Here is a 6,897-nt window from a genome sequence, read left to right as displayed (position 1 = left end):
TTGAACTCTCCGCCGTGCTGCTCACCCATCACCTTGGTCAGCGCCGCCGTCAGCGTCGTCTTACCATGATCAACATGACCGATCGTACCCACGTTTACGTGCGGCTTCGTACGTTCAAATTTTTCCTTGGCCATCGAACCACCCCGGTTGGTATTACTGACATACTATCGATTCACATGCCCGCGCGAGCACGGACACATCGTCAAATGGAGCCCATAACCAGACTTGAACTGGTGACCTCTTCCTTACCAAGGAAGTGCTCTACCGACTGAGCTATATGGGCTTGAGCACGCAACCCTAACGGGCCACCGTGTTTCAACTGGAGCGGGTGATGGGAATCGAACCCACATCATCAGCTTGGAAGGCTGAGGTTCTACCATTGAACTACACCCGCCTCGACCTAAGCACACTCCAAAAAACTGGTGGAGGGGGGAGGATTCGAACCTCCGAAGGCTGAGCCAGCAGATTTACAGTCTGCCCCCTTTGGCCGCTCGGGAACCCCTCCGAAACAAAGGCGGCGATTTTCGGCCATTGGACCAACCTTGTCAATACCTAGACCGTTCGCGGGCGCACCCATCGCCCACGCGAGTCTGATACCATGCGCAGCGCGAAACAATCACTACTATCAGGAACGTCGACGATGAAAATCACCATCTATGGTTCAGGCTACGTGGGGCTCGTCACAGGCGCATGCCTGGCTCAGGTCGGCAACCATGTTCTGTGCGTTGACGTCGACCCCGACAAGATTGCGCGCCTAGAACGCGGCGAAGTACCGATCTACGAACCAGGACTCGACAAATTGGTCGCCGAGAACCGGCAGGCCGGCCGCCTGAGCTTCACCCTCGACGCTGCCGAAGGCGTGCGCCACGGCCTGTTTCAGTTCATCGCGGTCGGCACCCCCCCGGACGAAGACGGTTCGGCCGACCTTCGGCACGTTCTTACCGTCGCGCGCACCATCGCCGAACACATGGACGATTACCGCATCGTGGTCAACAAGTCCACGGTTCCAGTCGGCACCGCAGACCGTGTTCGCGAACAGATCGACACTGCGCTGGGCGAACGCGGAGCGGAGGTGGAGTACGACGTCGTCTCCAATCCGGAGTTCCTGAAGGAAGGCGCAGCCATAGACGACTTCATGAAGCCTGATCGCGTGGTCGTCGGCACCGACAACCCCCGCACCAGCGAACTGATGCGCGAACTCTACGCACCGTTCAACCGCAACCACGACCGCGTGCTGATCATGGACATCCGCTCGGCCGAACTAACCAAGTACGCCGCGAACGCGATGCTGGCCACCAAGATCAGTTTCATGAACGAGTTGGCCAACCTCGCCGAACGCCTCGGCGCGGACATCGAGGAGGTGCGCATCGGTATCGGCTCGGACCCGCGCATCGGCTACCACTTCATATATCCGGGCTGCGGCTACGGCGGGTCCTGCTTCCCCAAGGACGTCAAGGCGCTGGAGCGCACCGCACGCGAGATCGGTTACAACGCCGAATTGCTCAGCGCCGTCGAAAACGTCAATGACCGCCAAAAGCTGCGCCTGTTCGAGAAAATCCAGGCGCATTACCAAGGTGATCTGAACGGCCGCACTGTCGCGTTGTGGGGACTGGCATTCAAGCCCAACACCGACGACATGCGCGAGGCCTCAAGCCGTGTACTGGTGGAAGCCCTATGGAGTGCCGGCGCGCACGTACGCGCCTACGATCCCGTCTCCATGGAGGAGTGCCGGCGCATTTACGGCGAACGCGCCGACCTGACGCTGTGCTCTAGCCCCGAAGACGCACTCGAAGGCGCATCCGCCTTGGCGATCGCTACCGAATAGTGATTCAGTCGTTTTCGACGGACGCAATCTGTACGACCCACAGCTGATGGAACGCGCGGGCATCGCGTACTACGCCATAGGCCGCGGGCGCTGATTCTTACCCAGCCGTCATTTGCGGTCATCTTTCGTCAGCGGCAAGAGGCACAGTCCAGCGCTGTCGACGACGAGCCGGCAACCAGATGCGCCGACCTCTACACTCCCCAGGCGCGACTCGAAACCTGTCGTGCGCAACACCCACCTCCGCGCTGCGTTCGCGGAGGTGGGTGTCCAAGCACTTTACGGTTTACAGCACGCACGAACCCGTTCTTACCCATAGCCGCCGGCAATAGGCCAAACCACGGGATCATCGGATGTGCGCCGGCGGGCACCGGTGCGGGGTTCGTTTCGTAACGAAACGATGCCGTAGAAACGAGCTGTGGCGGCGCAGCACACGCCCAACCTATTTCCCGAATAAGAAATGGAGCTGGCGACAGGAGTCGAACCCGCGACCTACTGATTACAAATCAGCCGCTCTACCAACTGAGCTACGCCAGCATCCGGCAGCGCATTTTAGGGCGCTTGCTGATGCGGCGCAAACCCCAATTCAACCGGCTGGGCAGCTACGTTCGACTCGCTGCAGCGTTCCACCGCCGTTCTGCACATTCGCCCACAACTCAGCACTGATTGTGCCGTTGCCGGGATCGCTGTAGTCCAACCAGAACAGCTCCTTGTCGGCGGTACGGACCTGGAGCTTGGGCTGAAACCCCATTTTCTTCACCCGCGCCAGGCGTCGCGCCGCGCCGCTGCGCTCACGAAACAGCCCAAGGGAGATGGCATTGGCGTTCGGAGGAGATGCCACCACATAGTAGTCGTGCAAACCCTTGGCTGCGAGCTGCCGCGTCACGGCGGTAGCCGCCGCGGTCGATGAGTATGGCGGCAGGTAGATCCAGTAGCCGGTGACCTGGGTCTGCTGAATTCTGCGCAGCGTCGCCTCGACGTTCTGCTTCGCGAATACCGACACCATGGTTTCGGCCTTCGCCTTGTCGCTGAAGGGACCGAGCGAATAGCACCGGGCAGGTGGCGATGAAGGCTTCGGCGAAAGCCCCCTCCCCGAGTTCGACTGCGTCGGCAGGACCGTTTCGGTGTTCGGCGAACGAGGGGCACCCGTGGCTGCTGCCGCCGACACGGTTTTTATCATGCGCAACGGCTGCACCCCGGGCGGAGGCGAAGTCGCCAACGGTGACGACCCGACGTGCGAGTGCTCCGGAACCAGAATGTCTCCGACCGCAAAATAGATCAGGTTGAGCAGGACCAGAAACAGAAAGAACGCCCGCACTCGGCCTCCTTTATAGATATGTCATGCCGCGCAGGACCAACAGTTCATCATATCGCGCCTCGAACTTCAGGCATTTTTTCAATAAACGACCGTCACCGCCGGTCAGAATGACTGCGCATTCTGCACCAAGCCGTTCACGGATGTCAGTGATCGCACGCTCGGCACCGCCCACCCAGGCGTATAGTATGCCGCTGCCGACCGCCGTGCCGGTGTCCCGCCCCCACGGGCTCAGGGCAGCGCTCCACGGGTCGCCCTTGCCCGCCAACGCAGGTGCCGCGCGGCCGAGCGCATTCAAGGCGGCCTTCAGCCCCGGCATGATCACTCCCCCCGTATGCGAACCATCCGCTGCCATCCCGTCGACCGTCAATGCTGTTCCGGCCGATACGACTACGACCGGACGGATCTCCCGCGTTGCGACGAGAGCAAGAAAACGGTCCACGCCCAGCGCTTCCGGATTTCTGTATCCGTTGCGTATCGTCTCGAAACGCTCCAGGGAAATCAGAGCTTCCGGGGCTGGCCAACGCAACTCGCGAATACGTTCCTCCAGAAGCTCGCGAGCTTCGCCTCCGCGTACGTCGGCCAGCAACACCCGACTGGGCGCCGCGTGCCTGGCAACGGTGGAGAACATTTCGTGAACTGTCCGCGCACTTGCGCTATCGATGAGCGCTCCCGGCTTTTCGCTCCAGCCCCACTTGAGACGGCTGTTACCTATGTCGATGCACAAACGCATCAGGATAGCCGCAAGCTGACTTCGCCAGCGTCGAGCCAATACTCGAGGCCTGCACAGACGACGCGCAAGCGGCCTCTCATGTCGACCCCGTCGCCTTTGCCATGCAGCGTACGTCCATCCGCGGTGTGAACTTCGATTTCCTGCCCACGGGTAAGGTCATAACCGCTCCAACGCTGCTGCAATACGGCAAAACCAGCATCTTCATAGCGGGCGCAGGCCTGTAGCACGTAGTCCACAACCGCACCTGCAAGATGATTTCTATTCTGCGCCGCCGCGGACCAGAACTCATCCAAACCCGCGGGCCGCGGGGATGATGCGGGATCCATTTGCGGAGCGCTGAGATTGATCCCGATACCCACGACCCAGTAACGCTCGTTTCCCCGGTTTACGAGTTCGACCAGAATACCGCCCAGCTTGCGTTTGTCTACATACAGGTCGTTGGGCCATTTCAAACCGACCTGGGCTCCGGCAATCTCATTCAGCGCATCAGCCACCGCTACACCGATAGCGAGCGTCGCCGCTCCCGAGTCAGGATCCTCTCGAAGCGCGCGCCAGGCGAGTGACAGGTAGAGACCGCCGCCCGCCGGCGAATTCCACGAACGACCGCGCCGCCCCCGCCCTGCCGTCTGCATCTCGGCCAGGCAGACCTCGCCCCCCGTCGCCGCGCCTTCGCGCAAACGGCCACTCAGCCAGCTGTTGGTTGACTCGAGAGAGTCATACACGTGTATGCGACTGCACAGGTCGAGTCCGACCGGCGACAGATGCATACGTATTTTCTCGCTATCGAGCGCTTCCGGTTCCGGCATCGTAGTTCTCCCTGCAATGTGCTCACGCAATGGCATACGAGGGCGGCCGACTTTGCAAAAAAATACCCCGACGGGTTTAACCGTCGGGGTTTCGCTTTTAAAAGCCTGGCAGTGACCTACTTTCGCATGGGGAGACCCCACACTATCATCGGCGCTAAGCGGTTTCACTTCCGAGTTCGAAAAGGGATCGGGTGGTTCCCACATGCTATGGCCGCCAGGCAAACTGTTTACCGGCTCTCACCGGTCAATTCAGAAAGGCATTGGCAATGAAGTCGCATTCGATTCACCCAAACTGCTTGGGTGTTATATGGTCAAGCCTCACGGGCAATTAGTATTGGTTAGCTTCACACATTACTGCGCGTCCACATCCAACCTATCAACCTCGTAGTCTACAAGGGCCCTACAGGGACCTCGAGGGTCCAGTGAGACCTAATGGTGCCAAACACCGCCGTCGATATGAACTCTTGGGCGGTATCAGCCTGTTATCCCCGGAGTACCTTTTATCCGTTGAGCGATGGCCCTTCCATACAGAACCACCGGATCACTAAGACCTGCTTTCGCACCTGCTCGACGTGTCTGTCTCGCAGTCAAGCACCCTTATGCCTTTGCACTAAACGCACGATTTCCGACCGTGCTTAGGGTACCTTCGCACTCCTCCGTTACTCTTTGGGAGGAGACCGCCCCAGTCAAACTACCCACCATACACTGTCCCCGACCCGGATAACGGGCCTGGGTTAGAACTCCAAACATGCCAGGGTGGTATTTCAAGGATGGCTCCACGACAACTGGCGTTGCCGCTTCAAAGCCTCCCACCTATCCTACACAAGCAGGTTCAAAATTTCGCTACCTTAGGACCGTTATAGTTACGGCCGCCGTTTACCGGGGCTTCGATCAAGAGCTTCGCCTTGCGGCTGACCCCATCAATTAACCTTCCGGCACCGGGCAGGCGTCACACCCTATACGTCCACTTTCGTGTTTGCAGAGTGCTGTGTTTTTAGTAAACAGTCGCAGCGGCCTGGTCTCTGCGACCTCCTTCCGCTCCGGGCGCAGGCCCTTCACGTACCAGAGGCGTACCTTCTCCCGAAGTTACGGTACCATTTTGCCTAGTTCCTTTACCCGAGTTCTCTCAAGCGCCTTGGGATTCTCACCCTGCCCACCTGTGTCGGTTTGGGGTACGGTCTCTGTTTATCTGAAGCTTAGAAGCTTTTCCTGGAAGTATGGTATCAATCACTTCGCTCCACGTGGGAGCTCGTCATAACGCCTCAGGATTGTGCGTCCGGATTTGCCTAGACACACTCCCTACACGCTTAAACCGGGACAACCAACGCCCGGCTGACCTAACCTTCTCCGTCCCTTCATCGCAATAAACAGAGGTACAGGAATATTAACCTGTTTCCCATCGACTACGCATTTCTGCCTCGCCTTAGGGGCCGACTAACCCTGCGCCGATTAACGTTGCGCAGGAAACCTTGGGCTTTCGGCGGAGGGGTTTTTCACCCCTCTTATCGTTACTCATGTCAGCATTCGCACTTCTGATACCTCCAGCAGACCTTACGATCCACCTTCACAGGCTTACAGAACGCTCCCCTACCACTCACACAAATGTGTGAATCCGCAGCTTCGGTGCATAGCTTAGCCCCGTTGAATCTTCCGCGCAGGCCGACTCGACTAGTGAGCTATTACGCTTTCTTTAAAGGGTGGCTGCTTCTAAGCCAACCTCCTAGCTGTCTATGCCTTCCCACATCGTTTCCCACTTAGCTATGACTTGGGGACCTTAGCTGGCGGTCTGGGTTGTTTCCCTTTCCACGACGGACGTTAGCACCCGCCGTGTGTCTCCCGTGATTGCACTTCCTGGTATTCGGAGTTTGCAATGGTTTGGTAAGCTCTTGCGAGCCCCCTAGCCATGACAGTGCTCTACCCCCAGGAGTGAGACACGAGGCGCTACCTAAATAGCTTTCGGGGAGAACCAGCTATCGCCGAGCTTGATTAGCCTTTCACTCCTATCCACAGCTCATCCCCGTCTTTTTCAACAGACGTGGGTTCGGTCCTCCAGTGGGAATTACCCCACCTTCAACCTGGCCATGGATAGATCGCCCGGCTTCGGGTCTACTCCCAGCGACTGATCGCCCTATTAAGACTCGGTTTCCCTACGGCTCCCCTAACGGTTAACCTTGCCACTGAAAGTAAGTCGCTGACCCATTATACAAAAGGTACGCAGTCA

General features: G+C 58.7%; 4 protein-coding genes, 4 tRNA genes, 2 rRNA genes and 1 pseudogene (1 of these 11 cut by a window edge). 1 reads left to right on the top strand and 10 read right to left on the bottom strand.

The window, feature by feature from the left end; genetic code table 11:
- From P8014_RS15995 to P8014_RS15980, 4 genes are all read right to left on the bottom strand, one after another.
- The coding region (locus P8014_RS15995) for a GTP-binding protein (RefSeq protein ID WP_337818324.1) at positions 1–134 on the bottom strand (134 nt) is incomplete at its 3' end.
- Positions 135–207: 73 nt separating this feature from the next.
- Positions 208–283, bottom strand: a tRNA-Thr gene (locus tag P8014_RS15990).
- 37 nt (positions 284–320) lie between these two features.
- Positions 321–394, bottom strand: a tRNA-Gly gene (locus P8014_RS15985).
- 26 nt (positions 395–420) lie between these two features.
- Positions 421–505: transfer RNA gene (locus P8014_RS15980), tRNA-Tyr, on the bottom strand.
- A 135-nt stretch (positions 506–640) separates the two neighbouring features.
- On the opposite strand from P8014_RS15980, the pseudogene P8014_RS15975 reads away from it, so the two are divergent.
- Positions 641–1,919, top strand: a pseudogene (locus P8014_RS15975) (UDP-glucose/GDP-mannose dehydrogenase family protein).
- Between the two features lie 364 nt (positions 1,920–2,283).
- On the opposite strand, the gene P8014_RS15970 reads toward P8014_RS15975, so the two are convergent.
- From P8014_RS15970 to P8014_RS15945, 6 genes are all read right to left on the bottom strand, one after another.
- Positions 2,284–2,359, bottom strand: a tRNA-Thr gene (locus P8014_RS15970).
- Between the two features lie 49 nt (positions 2,360–2,408).
- The gene (locus P8014_RS15965) at positions 2,409–3,140 is read right to left on the bottom strand and encodes an SPOR domain-containing protein (RefSeq protein ID WP_337818322.1); all 732 of its coding nucleotides are present in this window, start codon (positions 3,138–3,140) and stop codon (positions 2,409–2,411) included.
- Positions 3,141–3,150: 10 nt separating this feature from the next.
- Positions 3,151–3,870, bottom strand: coding sequence for a type III pantothenate kinase (locus tag P8014_RS15960; RefSeq protein WP_337818323.1), 720 nt, complete (start codon positions 3,868–3,870; stop codon positions 3,151–3,153).
- Positions 3,870–4,676, bottom strand: a complete 807-nt coding sequence (locus P8014_RS15955; RefSeq protein WP_337818321.1) for a biotin--[acetyl-CoA-carboxylase] ligase — start codon at positions 4,674–4,676, stop codon at positions 3,870–3,872. The genes P8014_RS15960 and P8014_RS15955 overlap by 1 nt, the downstream gene beginning before the upstream one ends.
- A 103-nt stretch (positions 4,677–4,779) precedes the next feature.
- Positions 4,780–4,895 (bottom strand): 5S ribosomal RNA (gene rrf, locus P8014_RS15950).
- An 88-nt stretch (positions 4,896–4,983) separates the two neighbouring features.
- Positions 4,984–6,897, bottom strand: a 23S ribosomal RNA gene (locus P8014_RS15945) (it continues 542 nt past the right edge of the window).

It is taken from the genome of Acidihalobacter sp. (genome assembly GCF_037381185.1).
In the GTDB taxonomy this organism is placed as follows: Bacteria; Pseudomonadota; Gammaproteobacteria; order DSM-5130; family Acidihalobacteraceae; genus Acidihalobacter_A.
The sequence above is the reverse complement of the archived record's forward strand: the minus strand, read 5'-3'. Positions and strand labels throughout refer to the sequence as shown.